We start from the raw sequence: 14,877 nt of genomic DNA, 5'->3' as shown, positions 1-14,877 counted from the left end.
AGTCTGACATACGGACCCGGCCCGGACGCTCCAGAGCCACGCACACGTCCGTCGCCCACGACGCACCCCACACAGAATTCACGAATGAGCCGCTCAGACAGTACCCAGCCCGCCGCAGGAACCGAACGCATTGAAGACGTCGACGTGTCGGTCGAGATGCAGGGGTCGTTCCTCGAGTACGCGTACTCCGTGATCTACTCCCGGGCCCTCCCCGACGCCAGGGACGGGCTCAAGCCGGTCCAGCGGCGCATCCTGTACCAAATGAACGAAATGGGCCTGCGTCCGGACCGCGGTCACGTGAAATCGGCCCGCGTGGTGGGCGAGGTCATGGGCAAGCTGCACCCGCATGGCGACACGGCCATCTACGACGCTCTCGTGCGCATGGCCCAGGCGTTCACGCTGCGCGTGCCCCTCATCGACGGGCACGGTAACTTCGGCTCGCTCGATGACGGCCCCGCCGCCCCCCGGTACACCGAGGCCCGGCTGGCGGCCGCGGCCCTCGCGATGACCGAGAACCTGGACGAGGACGTCGTCGACTTCGTTCCCAACTACGACAACCAGCTCACCCAGCCGGACGTGCTGCCCGCCGCGTACCCGAACCTGCTCGTGAACGGCGCCAGCGGCATCGCCGTCGGCATGGCCACGAACATGGCCCCGCACAACCTGATCGAGGTGGTCGGAGCGGCCAGACACCTTCTGGCCCACCCGGACGCGACCCTCGACGACCTGATGGAGTTCATTCCGGGCCCCGACCTGCCGACCGGCGGAACGATCGTCGGGCTGGCGGGCATCAAGGACGCCTATGCCACCGGGCGCGGCAGCTTCAAGACCCGGGCCCGCGTATCGGTGGAGGCGATCACCGCCCGCAAGGCGGGGCTCGTGGTCACGGAACTCCCCTACCTCGTCGGCCCCGAGAAGGTCATCGAGAAGATCAAGGACGGCGTCAACTCCAAGAAGCTCAGCGGCATCTCGGACGTCACCGACCTCACCGACCGCACCAAGGGTCTTCGCCTGGTCATCGGCATCAAGACCGGGTTCAGCCCGGAGGCCGTGCTGGAGCAGTTGTACCGGGTGACCCCGCTCGAGGACTCCTTCAACATCAACGCCGTCGCCCTCGTCGACGGCGGACCGCAGACGCTCGGACTGCGCCAGCTCCTGCTCGTCTACGTCGGCCACCGGATCGAGGTGGTCACCCGACGCTCGTCCTACCGCCTGGCCCGGCGCAAGGAACGCCTGCACCTGGTCGAGGGGCTGCTGGTCGCCATCGTCGACATCGACGAGGTGATCCAGGTCATCCGGGCCAGCGACGACAGCGAGCAGGCCCGCACCCGGCTGATCGATGTCTTCGACCTCAGCCAGATCCAGGCCGAGTACATCCTCGAGCTGCGGCTGCGCCGACTCACCCGCTTTTCCCGGATCGAGCTGGAGGCCGAGCGCGACCAGCTGCTCGCCGAGATCGCCAAACTCGAGAAACTGCTCGGCAGCAAGCAGGCGATCCGCACGCTGGTCTCCGACGAACTCGCCCAGGTGGCCGAACGATTCGGCACGCCGCGCCGCACCCTGCTTACCGAGGCGAAGCCGAGCATCGCCGGCGTCAGCGCCGCCGCGGCCCGGCGCAACGCCGCCGTGCTCGAGGTCACGGACACGCCGACGCGCGTGTACCTGAGCGCCACCGGCAGGATCGCCCGCGTCGACCTGCTCGCGGTCAGCGACGACACGCCCGAGCGCGTCACCCCGGCGCAGCGCCGGAGCAAGCACGACGCCGTTCGATCGGCCCTGGACACCACGAGCCGTGCCGAAATCGGCGCCGTCACGAGCCGGGGCCGGCTCATCCGCTTCTCCCCCGTCGACCTCCCGGTCATGCCGCCCACCTCGATCCAGCTCGCGGCCGGCGTGAAGGTCGGCGACTACCTGGCACTGCCGAACAAGGACGAGAAGGTGCTCGCGATCGTGTCGCTGGACTCACCGAGGGCCATCGCCCTCGGCACCCGCCAGGGCATCATCAAGCGGGTCACGCCCGGCGACTGGGCGAACAAGCCCGATTTCGAGATCATCGCCCTCAAGCCCAAGGACGAAGTGGTCGGCGCGGTGCAGGGGGCCGACGATGACGAGCTCGTCTTCGTCGCCACCGATTCCCAGCTCCTGCGCTTCCCGGCCGGCGCAGTGCGCCCACAGGGCCGCACAGCCGGAGGCATGGCCGGGATCAAGCTCACCGACGGAGCCCACGTTCTCTTCTTCACCAGCGTGCCGGCCCACATCGCTGGCACGGCCGTGGTCACCACGGTTGCCACGAGCAGCCAGACCCTCCCGGGCACGGATCCCGGCAACGCGAAAGTCTCCGAGTTCGCCGAGTACCCGGCCAAGGGGCGCGGGACCGGCGGAGTCCGCTCGCAGCGTTTCCTCAAGGGCGAAGACACGCTCTCCGTCGCCTGGGTCGGACCGTCTCCCGCCCGCGCCGTGGGTGCCGACGGCTCGCCGCGCACACTGCCCGAATCCGGGTCGCGGCGGGACGCGTCCGGAACGATGCTCGACGCCGTCGTCGGCGCCATCGGCGCTCGCATCGGCTGACGCCCGAACCCAGGACCGCGACGCTCTTCCGCGGCGCGGGGCACTCGGATATTCTGGTCGCGTGACCACTCTCGCTGGTGCTTCAATTCTGGTGCTCGGCGCCTCCGGAGGACTCGGCAGCGAAATAGCCCGGCTCCTCGCGGCTGCAGGCGCCCGGTTGATCCTGAGCGCGCGCTACGCGTCGGCAGTCGAGGCGCTGCGGATCCCGGGCACCGTGATCACGGCGGACCTGGCGAAGCCGGCCGAGGTCGACGAGCTCGTGGCCGCCGCGACCAGGGTCAACGGTCGGATCGACGGGATCGTCATCGCCGCCGGAATCGTGGCGTTCGGCCCGGCGGCCACCCTGCGTGACGACACCCTGGAGAAGCTCTTCGCCGTGAACGCCTTCGCGCCGATCCGGCTCATTCGCTCGGCGCACAATGCACTCGCGGCATCGGCCGCCGCGGGACGCGAGCCCTTCGTGGTCACGATCAGCGGGGTTGTGAGCGAGAACCCCACGGCCAATCTCGCGGCCTACTCCGCGTCGAAGTCGGCGATCGCGGCGTTCGGGCGGGCCGCGGCACGGGAGCTGCGGCGGGACGGCATCCGGATTCTGGACGCACGGCCCGGGCATACCGAAACCGGCCTCTCCTCGCATCCGATTGCGGGCACCGCGCCACGCCTGGCCGTCGGCTACCAGCCCGATCTCGTCGCCCGCCGCATCGTCGACGCCATCGTCAACGGTGAAGTGGACCTGCCCAGCACCGCCTTCAGCGCCTAACCCCCGCGAAACCGCAGTCGTGCGCGTTATGAACGCGTTTTAGCGCGCACAACTGCGGTTTCGCGGGATTTAGACGTCGATGCGATCGCGGCTGAGCTTGTCGGAGCTGTCGATGATGAACTCCTTGCGCGGCGCGACATCGTTGCCCATCAGGAGCTCGAACACCTTGCCGGCCACTTCGGCGTCGTCGACCCGGACCCTGCGGAGGGTGCGGTGAGCACGCTCCATCGTCGTGGTCGCGAGCTGGTCGGCATCCATCTCCCCGAGGCCCTTGTAGCGCTGGATCGGATCCTGGTAGCGCTTGCCGACGCGTTTGAGGCCGGCGAGCACGCCCTGCAGCTCGGCCTCCGAATAGGTATAAAGGGTCTCGTTGGGCTTGGTGCCCGGGTTCATCACGACGACCCTGTGCAGCGGCGGGACGGCGGCGAAGACGCGGCCCTCCTCGATCATCGGGCGCATGTAGCGGAAGAACAGGGTCAGCAACAGCGTGCGGATGTGCGCGCCGTCGACGTCGGCGTCGCTCATGATGATGACCTTGCCGTACCGCGCCGCCGACAGGTCGAAGCTGCGGCCGGAGCCCGCTCCGATCACCTGGATGATCGAGGCGCATTCGGCGTTCGAGAGCATGTCAGAGACGGATGCCTTCTGCACGTTGAGGATCTTGCCTCGGATGGGCAGCAGCGCCTGGTGTTCGCTGTCCCGCGCCAGCTTCGCCGTGCCCAGCGCGGAGTCACCCTCCACGATGAACAGCTCGCTGGTGGCGACGTCGTTGCTGCGGCAGTCGACGAGCTTCGCCGGCAGGGACGAGCTTTCCAGTGCATTCTTGCGACGCTGCGTCTCCTTGTGCGCCCGGGCCGAGATGCGCGACTTCATTTCGGCGACGATCTTGTCGAGCACCACCGCGGACTGCGCCTTGTCGTCGCGTTTGGGGGACGCGAAGCGCTCGCCCATGGCCTTGGCGACGACACTCGCCACGATGGCGCGCACGGCCGGGGTTCCAAGCACCTCCTTGGTCTGGCCCTCGAACTGCGGTTCGGGCAGACGCACGGTGAGCACCGCGGTGAGGCCGGCCATCACGTCGTCCTTCTCGAGCTTGTCCGAACCTGCCTTGAGCCGACGGGCGTTCTGCTCGACCTGGCCGCGCAGGAACTTGAGCAGGGCCGCGTCGAAGCCGGCCTGGTGCGTGCCGCCCTTGGGCGTGGCGATGATGTTGACGAAGCTCTTCACGACGGTGTCGTAGCCGGTGCCCCAGCGCAGCGCAATGTCGACCTGGCAGTCGCGGACCAGCTCGGTCGGCACCATGGCGCCCTTGTCGGTGAGCACCGGCACCGTCTCGGTGAAGGTGCCGTTGCCGGTCAGCCGCCACGTGTCGGTGATCGGCGTGTCGGTGGCGAGGTGCTCGACGAACTCGGAAATGCCGCCGTCAAAGGTGAAGGATTCAAAAACCGGCTCCGCGCCGCGGCGGTCGTCGACCTCGATCGACAGACCCGGCACCAGGAACGCGGTCTGCCGCGCGCGCCCCATCAGTTCCTCGGTCTGGAAGGCCGCGCCCCTGGTGAAGATCTGGCGGTCGGCCCAGTAGCGAATCCGGGTGCCGGTCTTGCCCCGGGCGACCTTGCCGACCACGCGCAATTCGCTCTTCTTCTCGAACGGCGTGAACGGCGCATCCGGGCTCTTCTCGCCCGCGTCCGCAAACGTGCCGGGCTCGCCGCGGTGGAAGGACATCGCCCAGGTCTTGCCGTCCCGGTCGACCTCGACGTCGAGACGTTCGGAGAGCGCGTTCACGACGGATGCCCCTACGCCGTGCAGCCCGCCCGATGCCGCGTAGGAACCGCTGCCGAACTTGCCGCCGGCGTGAAGCTTGGTGAAGACCACCTCGACACCGGAGAGACCGGTCTTGGGTTCGATGTCCACCGGGATGCCGCGGGCGGTGTCGCGAACTTCGACACTCTCGTCCGGGTGCAGCACGATGTCGATGGTGCTGCCGTGGCCGCCGAGGGCCTCGTCGACCGAGTTGTCGATGATCTCCCACAGGCAATGCATGAGCCCGCGCGAATCCGTGGAACCGATGTACATCCCCGGACGCTTGCGGACGGCTTCGAGGCCCTCGAGCACCGAAAGGTGGCGGGCGGAATAGTCAGAACTCACAACGGTCAAGAATACCGGCCCGGCGGGCGGCCGCCGTGCCCGACACTCAGCGCCCCCGGCTACGCGTAGAGCGAAATACCATGTCGCCGGGTCGAATACCAGCCCCCGCCGTGTTTACATGGAGTGTCAGGGTTTTATGATTCCAGCCTGAGGAGGAGAACATGTCCCAGATCGCCACCGAGAACGGTGCCGTCGACCAGGAGGGCACCCCCCACCAGCTCACCGCAGCCGACCGCTGCGACGCTTGTGGTGCTCAGGCCTACATTCGTGTCGTCGTCAAAAACAGTGAATTGCTCTTCTGCGCGCACCACGGCCGCAAGCACCAGGAAAAGCTTGCCGCCATTGCCGAGAGCTGGCACGACGAGTCGAATCGACTCTTCGAGGACCAGCGCTCTTAGGGCGCAGCGTGGAATAGCCGGGACACCGGCTATTCCGGAGCGAGACCAAGCCGCACGGCAATCTGATTGCGTGCGGCTTTCGCTATGCCATCGACCACCGCGGCGCGTCCGGCCGGGGCGTACTCGGCCCCGCGGGCGGCGAAGATGGCTCGCAGCAGGTGGTCGGCGAGCCCGGGGTTCTTGGCCAGGACCGGACCGTGCAGGTGGGTGCCGATCACGTTGCCCATGACGACACCCTCTGAGCCGGCGCCGTTGCCAACGCCGAAGGCCACCCGGCCGAGCGGCGAACCCTCGGCCCCGACGAAGTCACGGGCGTGATTCTCGAAACCGACCAGGCGTCCGTACCTCGACGTGACCACCAGGTCACCGGTCGCGCGTGCGAGCCGGGGAACCGCGCGTCCGGCGACAAGGCCCAGGCCCTCGACGACCGAGCCGCCCGGCAGTTCGATCCCCCAGCTCAGCAGCTCCAGCCCGGTGCCGACCGCGAGGATCGGGATGCCGGCGGTGGCCCAGGTGCGGAGGTCGTCAGCCACGGTCAACAGCGTGTCCCGGACCGGAACAAGGTCGGCGTCCGTGCCGGACCCGACGATGACGGCGTCGACCTGCGGCGGAAGGTCGGCCCGGGTCCGAACCGGGATGATGTCGGCCGGCATGCCAGCCCACCGCGCCCGCTGCACGAGGACGCGGGCGTTCGCGGCGTCGCCGTTACCTCCGAGCGTCTCGGGCAGCAGGCAGACGATGGCGAGCGGTCGTGGGTCGCCCTGCGCCGTCATGCCTGCTCCTCGCTGTTGGTTGCCAGCCCGAGGTGCGCGCGCGTTCGCCGCATCCCGTCGGCCGAAAAGATGATCGTCTTGAGGCCGACGGCCGGCTCGGGAAGGGCCAGGAAGTCGTCCAGGGCCCGGCCGAGATCGGGTTCGACGCGGTCGACCTCGACGTCGTCGTAGGCGAGCTGGAGCGCGATCTCGTGGGCCTTGGAACCGGAGGCGATCAGCACCCGGCCGAGGCCGGACGTGGTGACGGGCCAGAAGTACGACGGGTCGCGCACGTCCGAACCGATCGCAATCAGGATCTGGTCGGTGCCCGGCTCGATGCTGTCCACGTTGAGCTGGAAGCTGGCCGGGTTCTGCACCAGCACGAATTCAACCTGCCGGCCTCGCACGCTCACGACCTCGCCCCGCCCGAAGACGGCGGGGATGGTGGACACCGCGGCGACCGCCAGGTCGGGCCGGAAGGCTTCGCCGAGCGCGGCCCGCGCGGCGCTGAGCGCCGTAGCGGCATCCACCGCATAGTGTGTGCCGCGTGCCGGCAGGCCGACCGTGTAGTCGCCTTCCGGCAGGGAGATGTCGGCTTGCCGTCCGCTGACGCGCGTGACCAGGATGCCCCCGCCCCTCGGCAGCCTGTCCGCCGCCGTCTGGGCATAGCCGAGTCCTCGGGGGTTGGCCTCGAGGACCTCGGCCGTGACTCCGAACCGGTCCACCCGCACCGGCGACGGGACACCGCCTGCCAGGTCCTGCAGGTACTGGTCGTCGGCGTTCAGCACCACGGCCTCGGTCGCGCGTGCCGCGATCTTCGCGAGCATGGCCTGGACCATCTCGGAGTCGTGGAACCGGTCGATCTGGTCGACCATGACGTTAGTGAGCGTGACCACGCGGGGGGTGAGCGACCCGGCGATGTAGGCCCCGTGGCCTTCATCCATTTCGAGCACGGCGATGTCGCCATCGACGTGCCCGGTCAGACTGGCTTGCTCCAGCAGCGCCGAGGTGAGGCCCTGGCTGATGTTGGCCGTCGACGGGTTCGTGAACACCGTCTTTCCATGGGCTCGCAGCACGGCAACAAGCATCTTGGTGATCGTCGACTTGCCGCTCGACCCGGTGACGATGACGAGACCCTCGGGGAATCCGTTCAGCGTGCGCGCCAGAAAGCCGGGGGCGATCTTATTGACTACGAGGCCGGGGACGGCCGAACCGCCGCCCGGCTTCCTCCATCGAGCAAGCATCCGAACGATCCGGCCGATGAGGATCGCGGGGCCATAGCGCACCGGTTTACTCGAGGTAGTCGCGCAGCGACTGCGACCGCGACGGGTGGCGGAGCTTCGCCATCGTCTTCGATTCGATCTGGCGGATGCGCTCGCGGGTCACACCGAACGTGTCGCCGATCTGGTCCAGGGTCTTCGGCATGCCGTCGCCAAGGCCGAAACGCATCCGGATGACGCCGGCTTCACGCTCGGAGAGAGAGTCCAGCAGGCTTTCCAGCTGCTTCTGCAGCATCGTGAACCCGACCGCGTCCGCGGGGACGACGGCCTCGGTGTCCTCGATCAGGTCGCCGAACTCGCTGTCGCCGTCTTCACCCAGGGGGGTGTGCAGGGAGATGGGTTCGCGGCCGTACTTCTGCACCTCGACGACCTTCTCGGGCGTCATGTCGAGTTCGCGGCTGAGCTCTTCGGGCGTGGGCTCGCGGCCCAGGTCCTGGAGCATCTGGCGCTGTACGCGCGCGAGCTTGTTGATGACCTCGACCATGTGCACCGGAATGCGGATCGTGCGGGCCTGGTCGGCCATCGCGCGAGTGATCGCCTGGCGGATCCACCAGGTGGCGTAGGTCGAGAACTTGAAGCCCTTGGTGTAGTCGAACTTCTCGACGGCACGAATCAGGCCCAGGTTGCCTTCCTGGATCAGGTCCAGGAACTGCATCCCGCGGCCGGTGTAGCGCTTGGCCAGCGACACGACCAGGCGCAGGTTGGCGCCGAGGAGGTGGCTCTTCGCGCGGGCACCGTCCTTGGCGACCCACTGGAGTTCGCGGCCGAGCGCGCCCTTCTTCTCCGCGTCGGTCATCTGGGCGAGCTGGTCCTCAGCGAACAGGCCGGCCTCAATGCGCATGGCCAGTTCGACCTCTTCGGCCGCGTTCAGCAGGGCGACCTTGCCGATCTGTTTCAGGTAGTCCTTGACCGGGTCGGCGGTCGCGCCGGTGATGGCGCTCGAGTAGACGGGCACCTCGTCCTCGTCGTCGACCAGGGAGAGCACGAGCGCGCCACTCGGGAGCGGGACGGTCGGAGCCGGACGCTTGGCACCCTCTTCGTCGTCATCGTCGTGATCCGCGTCGTCGTGAGCGCCGGTGGCGGCCTCGGCGGCAGCATCGCCGGCCTTCACCTTGGGTTTGGCGGCGGCGCGCTTGCGTACGGGCTTCGTCGCGGCGGGCGCCTCGGTCGCCGGGGCGGCGGCCTCGGCGGCAGCCTCGGCGGCAGCAGCGGCAGCGGCCTTCGCCGCCTTCGCCAGGGCGGCCTTCGTGGGAGCCTTGGCGGCCGGGCTCTTGGCGGCCGTCGTCTTCGCGGCCGGGGCCGGCGTGGTCGCCTCTGCCTCGTTCGCGGCGGACGTGGCGGATGCCTCGGTCTTTGGGCGGGTTGCCATTCGAACACCTCTCATGCCATGGTTTGCGCGCGTGCGGCGCTCCCAAACCACTCGTGGCCGAGTTGAATCTGACCCGGTTGAACCAGGACAGCTGTGGATTTGGGCAGTATTTGGACCCATGTCAAGTCCCGGGGCTGCAACGAACCAGCGTGTGCGCGGCATTGCTACCGGCACTCCCAGGACCAGAACGGGTCCTAGAGATAATTATGACACGGTTTGCATGGACATCAATCCACCGAGGGGCTAGTCTCGCCCGCGTCGCCGCCGCCATGTACGTGAGAGTGCAACCCACAAGGGAGCCACTTCTATTCCCTCGTCGCGGGAGAGCTGCCGCCGGGTGCGCCGCCTGGCGTGCACGAGGAACATCACGCCGACGCCGACCACGATGAATTGCACCGCGAAGGCGACGCGGAACGAGTCGAGCGCGTACAGGTCGCTCTCCGCTCCCCCGGCGACCCGCCAGGTGTCCTGCACGTCCAGGAGCACGCCGATCAGGAACATGGTCACGAAGCTCGCGGTGAAGCCGCCGACATTCACGACGCCGTTGGCCGAGCCGAGCGCCCGCTGCGGATTGAACGTGCGGGCGAAATCAAAACCGATCAACGAACCGGGCCCGCCGATTCCGATCACCACGATCAGTACGGCGATCAGCCACACCGGCGGCTGCACCGGCCAGAGCAGCACGACCGCCCAGGCCGCGCCCATGGCCGCGACGATCCCGAGCACGATGTTGCTGCGGCGCAGGGGATACCGCGCCGTCAGCAGGCCGAGGATCGGGCCGAAGACCAGGCCTGCGCCGACGAGGATCGTGAGCATCCCGGCCGCGAAGGACGGTTCGTAGCCGAGGGCGTAAACCATGAAGGGGAAACCCCAGAGCAGGCTGAACACGGTTCCCGAGGACTGGGTCACGTAATGCGACCAGAATCCGAGTTGGGTGCCGGGACGTCGGAAGCTGTGCCGAAGCTGGGTGAGGGCGCTCCCCCACGTGTGCGCCAGCGCGTGGTCGCCCAGCCGATCCGGACGGTCCTTGATCGCCAGCCAAATGACGATCAGGGACACAAGCGCCACGGATGCCGCCGACAGGAACGCAGGCGTCCAGCCCCAGACATGCAGCACCCAGGCCAGCGGCACAGCGGACAGCACCTGGCCGAGTTGGCCGATGTTGCCCATGTATTGGGACAGCTGCGGGACGATCCTGCCGGTGAACCACGAGCTGATCAGGCGGATGACGGAGATGAAGATCGTCGCGTCCCCGGCGCCCACCAGGATTCGGCCCAGCACGGCGACCGAGATCGTCGGGGCGAACGCGAGGGTGAGCTGGCCGCAGACCATCAGCGCCGTGCCGCTGAGCATGAGGATCCGGGGGCCGTAGCGGTCGATCAGGATTCCCACCGGGATCTGCGCGGAGGCATAGACGAGGAGCTGCACGACGGCCAGGCTCGAGAGCACGGCGGCCGATCCGCCGAATCGTTCCGTGGCTGCTACGCCCGCGACTCCGAGCGAGGTGCGCTGCAGGACGGCGGAAAGGTAGGCGAACGATCCAAGGGAGAAGATCAACCAGGATCGACGGGAGTTCACCCCTCCCAACTTACCGGGAACTAGTTGGACGGCCCGTCATTCTTATTGCGGCGGATGGCGAGGAACTTCTCCAGCTCCGCCGCTATCTCGTCCGCGGTCGGCAGTTCGCCGTCTTCGTCGGTCAGCGGCGAACGCAGCGTGTTGCCCTCCATGTAGGTGTCGTATCGCTGCTCCAGCGTGCCGACGAGCTTGGCCAGTTCGGGGTTGTCACCGACCTGCTCGTCGATTTTCGCGACGAATTCGCGGTTCTGTTCGCGGAGGCGATCGGTGGGGAAGATCAGCCCCGTCGAAGCGCTCGTGCTTTCCAGCGCGGACAGCGCCGCGGACGGGAACTCGGTGTCGGCCAGGTAGTGGGGAATGAGCAGGACATAACCCACCGTCGACGCCCCGCTCTCCTGGAGCCGGAACTCAACCAGGTGCAGGGCGTTGGCGGGAACCTGGGTGTGCGGGCGCCAGACGGACATGCTCTCGATGAGGTCGGACCGGTTGCCGCTGACGGTCACGCCGATCGGCCTCGTGTGCGGCACAGGCATCGGGATCGCGTGCACCCAGGTCGTCGACGCCACCTTGAACCGGTGCACGAGCGCCAGCACCGCCGCGGTGAACTGCTCCCAGCGGAAATCGGGTTCGAACCCGGCCAGGAGCAGGAAGGGCTGGCCCAGTTCGTCGTGGGCCAGATAGAGGCGCAGCGCGGGCGGCTGATAGTCGGTCAGGTGGTCCTGGTCGAAGTAGATGATCGGGCGCCGGGACCGGTAGTCGAGGAGCAGGTCGGCGTCGAAGTTCGCGACGACCCTCTGGTCGAGCGTGCCGAGGAGGTACTCGGTGAACTGCGAAACCGCGCCACCGGCATCCGCGAACCCGGTCAGGCCCGCGACCAGATGCAAACCCTCCGGGACGCTGTCGGCGTCCGCGGTCAGCTCGTAGAGGTCACCAGGATCGCGCATATTCACACTCTAATCCGCCCCGTCGGCCACGCCGCTGGAATGTGCCGGGCGCCTTCATGCCCAGAGCGAACACGGCGGCTCGTCGATAGCATCAAGGAATGACCGTTCCCACCCTGTCCCTGTCCGCACAGCCTGCCCTCGATTCGAACGTGGACGTTCTCATCGTCGGAGCCCGCCAAACGGATGCCGCGCCGGTGCTCTACGCCGACCCCGCCTTCTCCGGCCTGACGGAGCTCCTCGCCTCCGTCGGCGTTACCGGCGCCCGGGACCAGGTCGTGCGCCTCGCGCCGACGGTCGGCGCCGCCCGCGGCATCGCCGTCGTCGGCCTCGGCAAGGAGATCACCGTCGACGGGCTGCGCGACGCGGCCGGGTCCGCCGTCCGCCAGCTCACCGGTGTCGACTCCGTGGCCTTCGCGTTCCCGCTGACCACCGAGGACGAGGTGCACGCCGTTCTCGAGGGCGCGGCCCTCGGCGCCTACTCCTTCACCGAGTATCGCCAGAACTCGCTCGCCAGCACGAAGCTCCCGGCCGGCCGGATCACCGTGCACACGGCGCTGGCTGCCGGCGACGCCCTCGAGCGCGTTGGCATCGTGGCCGAGGCGGTCAGCCTCGTCAAGGACCTCGTCAACACTCCCCCGTCCCACCTGTACCCGAAGTCCCTGGCCGACAAGTCCGTCGCGGCGGCCGCCGGCCTGCCCGTGACAGTCAGGGTCTGGGACGAGACGGAACTCGTCGCCGACGGCTTCGGCGGCATCGCCGGCGTCGGGCAGGGATCCAGCCGACCGCCGCGCCTGGTCAAGGTCAGCTACTCCCCTGAGGGAGCAACCCGGCACCTCGCCCTGGTCGGCAAGGGCATCACGTTCGACACCGGCGGACTCTCGCTCAAGCCGCCGGCATCCATGGTGGGCATGAAATACGACATGACCGGTGCCGCCACGGTGCTGGCCGTCACCCTGGCCGCCGCCCGGCTCGCCCTGCCGTTACGCATCACCGCGTGGCTGTGCATCGCCGAGAACATGCCATCCGGCACGGCGATCCGCCCGAACGACGTTCTGCACATGCGCGGCGGCCGCACGGTCGAGGTGCTGAACACGGATGCGGAGGGTCGCCTCGTACTTGCCGACGGCATCGTGGCCGCCGGCGAGGAAGAGCCCGACGCGATCATCGACGTCGCCACCCTCACCGGGGCCCAGGTCGTCGCCCTCGGCCACCGGTACTTCGCCGCCATGGGCGACGACGACCTCGTGCGGCAGGTGCTCGACGCGAGCAAGGCCACCGGCGAAACCGGCTGGCCGATGCCCCTGCCCGACGACCTGCGCAGCCTCCTCAACTCCGACGTTGCCGACATCGCCAACGCCAAGATCGGCAACACGGCCGGCGGGATGATGCTCGCCGGCGTGTTCCTGCGCGAATTCGTCGGCAAGCGCGGCGCCGGGGAGGACGCGGTGACCATCCCCTGGGCCCACCTCGACATCGCCGGGCCGTCCGAGAACGCGTCAGCGTGGGGGTTCACTGGCGCCGGACCGACCGGAGTTTCCGTGCGGGCGCTGCTCCGGCTGGCCGAGGACTTTTCACGCCCGTAGTACAGTCGTAGACGGCGAGAAAACTTGCCGTCCTGCGGCTGCCCCGGCCCATCACCATTCCGCCGGGCGGAACGCACGAGAGTTTGTGATGCACGAGGGAGTAACTGGGTGTCGGAGCAGAAATTTGACCTTGTCGTTCTCGGTGGAGGAAGCGGTGGATACGCGGCGGCCTTGCGCGCAATCCAGCTGGGCCTCACCGTCGGTCTGATCGAGAAGGGCAAGCTCGGGGGGACCTGTCTCCACACCGGTTGCATCCCGACCAAGGCGCTCCTGCACTCCGCCGAGGTTGCCGACGTCAGCCGCGAGGCGGCCAAGTACGGCGTCACGACCACGTTCAGCGGCATCGACATGGCGGCGGTCACCGCTTTCCGTGAGGGCATCGTGGCCAAGAAGTACAAGGGCCTCGACGGAATGATCCGCGCCAAGGGCATCACGGTCATCGAGGGCGAAGGCCGCCTGGTCTCTCCCACGACCGTGCAGGTCGGCGAAGACACGATCGTCGGCACCAACGTCATCCTCGCCACCGGGTCTTACTCCCGCTCGCTTCCTGGCCTCGAAATCGGCGGCCGCGTCATCACCAGCGAGCAGGCGCTCGCGCTCGACTACGTTCCCAAGAAGGTCGCCGTGCTCGGCGGCGGCGTGATCGGCGTCGAATTCGCCAGCGTCTGGAAGTCCTTCGGCGCCGACGTCACCATCATCGAGGCGCTCCCGCACCTCGTGCCCAACGAGGAAGAGTCGATCTCCAAGTCGCTCGAGCGCGCCTTCCGCAAGCGCGGAATCGCCTACAAGCTCGGCATCCGCTTCCAGAGCGTCACCCAGGACGAGAACGGCGTTGTTGTCACGCTCGAGAACGGCGACACGATCGAGGCCGAGATCCTTCTCGTCGCCGTCGGCCGCGGCGCCTTCACGGCCGGATTCGGCTTCGAGGAGGTTGGCGTCACCATGGACCGCGGCTTCGTCATCACGAACGAGCGCCTCGCCACCAACATCCCGAACCTCTACGCGGTCGGCGACATCGTCCCCGGCCTGCAGCTCGCACACCGCGGCTTCCAGCAGGGCATCTTCGTCGCCGAGGAAATCGCGGGCCTGAACCCGATCATCGTCGAGGACATCAACATCCCCAAGGTCACCTACTGTGACCCGGAAGTCGCATCGGTCGGCTACTCCGAGGCGAAGGCCGCCGAGAAGTTCGGTGCGGACCAGGTCTCCAGCTACGAGTACAACCTCGCCGGCAACGGCAAGAGTTCCATCCTCGGCACGGCAGGTTCGATCAAGGTCGTGCGCGTCAAGGACGGCCCCGTCGTCGGCGTGCACATGATCGGCGCGCGCGTCGGCGAACTGATCGGGGAGGGCCAGTTGATCGTGAACTGGGAGGCCTACCCGGAGGACATCGCACCGCTCCTGCACGCTCACCCGACGCAGAACGAGGCCCTGGGCGAGGCCTTCCTGGCCCTGGCCGGCAAGCCCCTGCACGGCTAAGCGCCACACAGATTTTCG

Annotated in this window: 11 protein-coding genes; 5 read left to right on the top strand and 6 right to left on the bottom strand. The window is 68.1% G+C overall.

All coding sequences use genetic code 11. From position 1 onward, the window contains the following. Positions 1–84 precede the first annotated feature (84 nt). On the top strand, positions 85–2,568 hold the full coding sequence (locus E3T54_RS04945) for a DNA topoisomerase (ATP-hydrolyzing) subunit A (RefSeq protein WP_134474809.1): 2,484 nt from the start codon (positions 85–87) through the stop codon (positions 2,566–2,568). Between the two features lie 61 nt (positions 2,569–2,629). Next, on the top strand, positions 2,630–3,328 hold the full coding sequence (locus E3T54_RS04940; protein WP_134474808.1) for an SDR family oxidoreductase: 699 nt from the start codon (positions 2,630–2,632) through the stop codon (positions 3,326–3,328). Positions 3,329–3,397: 69 nt separating this feature from the next. On the opposite strand, the gene E3T54_RS04935 is transcribed toward E3T54_RS04940, so the two are convergent. Next, the gene (locus E3T54_RS04935) at positions 3,398–5,476 is read right to left on the bottom strand and encodes a type IIA DNA topoisomerase subunit B (protein WP_134474807.1); all 2,079 of its coding nucleotides are present in this window, start codon (positions 5,474–5,476) and stop codon (positions 3,398–3,400) included. A gap of 161 nt (positions 5,477–5,637) precedes the next feature. Here E3T54_RS04935 and E3T54_RS04930 point away from each other — a divergent pair, with 161 nt between their 5' ends. After that, entirely contained in the window at positions 5,638–5,874 is a 237-nt protein-coding gene (locus E3T54_RS04930; protein ID WP_092321837.1) for a hypothetical protein, read from the top strand. Between the two features lie 29 nt (positions 5,875–5,903). On the opposite strand, the gene E3T54_RS04925 is transcribed toward E3T54_RS04930, so the two are convergent. From E3T54_RS04925 to E3T54_RS04905, 5 genes are all read right to left on the bottom strand, one after another. Further along, positions 5,904–6,647 (bottom strand): type 1 glutamine amidotransferase, encoded by a 744-nt coding sequence (locus E3T54_RS04925; protein WP_134474806.1) that lies wholly within the window; start codon positions 6,645–6,647, stop codon positions 5,904–5,906. Then, complete coding sequence (locus tag E3T54_RS04920; RefSeq protein WP_134474805.1) at positions 6,644–7,912, bottom strand: Mur ligase family protein; 1,269 nt, start codon at positions 7,910–7,912, stop codon at positions 6,644–6,646. Before E3T54_RS04920 ends, E3T54_RS04925 begins: the two co-directional genes overlap by 4 nt. Positions 7,913–7,916: 4 nt before the next feature. Beyond that, positions 7,917–9,275, bottom strand: coding sequence for an RNA polymerase sigma factor (locus E3T54_RS04915; RefSeq protein ID WP_134474804.1), 1,359 nt, complete (start codon positions 9,273–9,275; stop codon positions 7,917–7,919). 243 nt (positions 9,276–9,518) lie between these two features. Next, positions 9,519–10,853, bottom strand: coding sequence for a nitrate/nitrite transporter (locus E3T54_RS04910; protein WP_134474803.1), 1,335 nt, complete (start codon positions 10,851–10,853; stop codon positions 9,519–9,521). A 20-nt stretch (positions 10,854–10,873) separates the two neighbouring features. Then, the gene (locus E3T54_RS04905) at positions 10,874–11,797 is read right to left on the bottom strand and encodes a proteasome assembly chaperone family protein (RefSeq protein ID WP_134474802.1); all 924 of its coding nucleotides are present in this window, start codon (positions 11,795–11,797) and stop codon (positions 10,874–10,876) included. Between the two features lie 98 nt (positions 11,798–11,895). On the opposite strand from E3T54_RS04905, the gene E3T54_RS04900 reads away from it, so the two are divergent. Further along, on the top strand, positions 11,896–13,380 hold the full coding sequence (locus E3T54_RS04900; RefSeq protein WP_134474801.1) for a leucyl aminopeptidase: 1,485 nt from the start codon (positions 11,896–11,898) through the stop codon (positions 13,378–13,380). Between the two features lie 108 nt (positions 13,381–13,488). Then, positions 13,489–14,859 (top strand): dihydrolipoyl dehydrogenase, encoded by a 1,371-nt coding sequence (lpdA, locus tag E3T54_RS04895; RefSeq protein WP_134474800.1) that lies wholly within the window; start codon positions 13,489–13,491, stop codon positions 14,857–14,859. Positions 14,860–14,877: the final 18 nt, after the last annotated feature.

It is taken from the genome of Cryobacterium sp. Sr8 (genome assembly GCF_004403225.1).
Taxonomy (GTDB): domain Bacteria; phylum Actinomycetota; class Actinomycetes; order Actinomycetales; family Microbacteriaceae; genus Cryobacterium; species Cryobacterium psychrotolerans.
The sequence above is the reverse complement of the archived record's forward strand: the minus strand, read 5'-3'. Positions and strand labels throughout refer to the sequence as shown.

Excerpts from the sequence above, each read along its gene's own strand:
- E3T54_RS04945 (WP_134474809.1), top strand. The coding sequence starts at position 85 with ATGAGCCGCTCAGACAGTACCCAGCCCGCCGCAGGAACCGAACGCATT.
- E3T54_RS04930 (WP_092321837.1), top strand. The coding sequence starts at position 5,638 with ATGTCCCAGATCGCCACCGAGAACGGTGCCGTCGACCAGGAGGGCACC.
- E3T54_RS04925 (WP_134474806.1), bottom strand. The coding sequence starts at position 6,647 with ATGACGGCGCAGGGCGACCCACGACCGCTCGCCATCGTCTGCCTGCTG.
- E3T54_RS04915 (WP_134474804.1), bottom strand. The coding sequence starts at position 9,275 with ATGGCAACCCGCCCAAAGACCGAGGCATCCGCCACGTCCGCCGCGAAC.
- E3T54_RS04905 (WP_134474802.1), bottom strand. The coding sequence starts at position 11,797 with ATGCGCGATCCTGGTGACCTCTACGAGCTGACCGCGGACGCCGACAGC.
- E3T54_RS04900 (WP_134474801.1), top strand. The coding sequence starts at position 11,896 with ATGACCGTTCCCACCCTGTCCCTGTCCGCACAGCCTGCCCTCGATTCG.